General features: G+C 54.0%; 2 protein-coding genes. Both read right to left on the bottom strand.

Annotated features, from left to right (window positions below):
- The coding region (gene ltrA, locus RR842_RS08120) for a group II intron reverse transcriptase/maturase (protein WP_332729428.1) at positions 1-934 on the bottom strand (934 nt) is incomplete at its 3' end.
- A 595-nt stretch (positions 935-1,529) separates the two neighbouring features.
- Positions 1,530-1,827, bottom strand: a 298-nt coding sequence (locus RR842_RS08115; protein ID WP_332729427.1) for an acyl-CoA dehydrogenase family protein, incomplete at its 5' end; no start/stop codon positions are given.

Genomic DNA, 1,827 nt, shown 5'->3' with positions numbered 1-1,827 from the left:
GAAATTTGAGTTTTGTCGGGCTGCCCACCTCGCTTTTCTCTGGATTAACCGTGAGTCGAAGTTTGGTTTCTAGAAACTTTGTTGCTGAGTCCATCACCCTATATCCGGCGCGGCGGCTTTTGACGTAGATGTTCACGTCATCGGCATAGCGCACAAATCCAAGCCCTCGCCGCTCTAGTTCTTTGTCGAAAACATCTAAATAGATGTTTGACAGAAGCGGTGATAGTGGTCCTCCCTGTGGGGTTCCCTCTGTACGTTGGCTTACCACTCCACCATCCATGATGCCCGCTATCAGGCTTCTGCGAATAATGTGTAAGACGACCTTATCTTTGATACCTTTTTCCTCAAGCAAGCGCATGAGGATATCGTGATTCACCGTATCGAAGTAGGACTTAAGATCGATGTCAACAACGGTGGTATAGCCCTCGTCGTAGTACCTTCTTGCGCACTCAATTGCCATGTGCGCACTTCTACCCGGCCGAAATCCAAATGAGTGTTCAGAAAACGTTGGGTCTAAGATAGGTTGTATCACCTGCAATACCGCTTGCTGAATCATGCGATCGCATACGCAAGGAATGCCAAGTGTTCTTGTTCCTCCGTTGGGCTTTGGGATATCTACTGAACGTACGGGTTTTGGTCGATAGTGAAGGGCACGAATGTAGCGCTCTTCGTCTGTCCCCTTGTCCGTCCACCACCTCTCCAACTCATAGACTGTCATGCCATCAATGCCCGGTGCTCCTTTATTCTTTTGCACCAAGTAAATGGCACGCTCGATGTTCTCTTTCGAGAACACCTCATCACATAAAGACATGCTGTTATGTCTGTCCGTTTCGGCGACGTGCGCACCGAACAACCTTGGGCTACCTTCAGGCTCCACCCTATCTTCCCCCATCAGGCTAAGGGCTCTACGTCTCCTCATTTCCTGTTCTCTCATGTACGCATTCACCTCCTATTCGTAAACATATCGATAAACGTTCAGGCCTTCACGAGCTGTAGACTTACTCGCTACTATGCCCTCTGCTGACTTCTTGCGATTCACTGGTGCGTCACCGCATCAGTTGCTCCTAGATGCTATCCACCTCCTATGCCAAAGCCCTCGCAAGACCTCCCCGGGTAAGAACGATAACCTTCACTCCATGTAGCCGCCGCATCTACGGGATAGGGTTCGGGTAGTGTTGGACTTTGCCGTACGTCGCTGGCTCATCCGCCCGTCTCCCGCCTACCATGCGGTTTCTGTTCGTCAGCTCGGAGTTTTGCATCCGGACTTCCTTCAGACCCTGCCTCACAACAACGCCCTTGTCCTTAGCTAGTGGTTCCCACTACCAAGCCCACAGCGGACTTTCACCGCCAAGTTATCGCCCATGCCGGGCGCACGACATTAGAAAACGCCCGCAGCGAGATGCGGCGGGCGTTTCGATGTTTCTGCAAGAAAGAGGCGCGCCGCGACCTGGCCGCGTCAACCCTGTCGGCAAAACGGCTTCGGCGTTTCGGCCCCGCGGCGACGCAGAGCGCAGCCGGAAACGAGCGTATCAGTATTTGTCCAGGATGAGCGGGGCCGCGATATGCACCATGATCTGATCGGTGCCCTCGGCGATCTGGTTGCCACGGCAATCCTGCCACAACTGGCTCACCCGCGCATGCTCGGTATAGCCCATGCCGCCCAGTATCTGCATGGCATCGCTGGCGACTTCGGTAGCAGCATTGGGGACGTAGCGCTTCATCAGCGCCACGGACAGGCGCTCGTCATCCAGGCCCTGGTCTACCGAGCGAGCCGCGCGGTAGAGCATAGAGCGCATGTTGCAGATGCTCACTTCCATATCTACGAGC

Origin of the sequence: Gordonibacter sp., from assembly GCF_036667095.1 — a bacterium.
Lineage (GTDB): Bacteria > Actinomycetota > Coriobacteriia > Coriobacteriales > Eggerthellaceae > Gordonibacter.
Note: the sequence above shows the minus strand (reverse complement) of the source record. Positions and strands in the feature narration are given on the sequence as shown.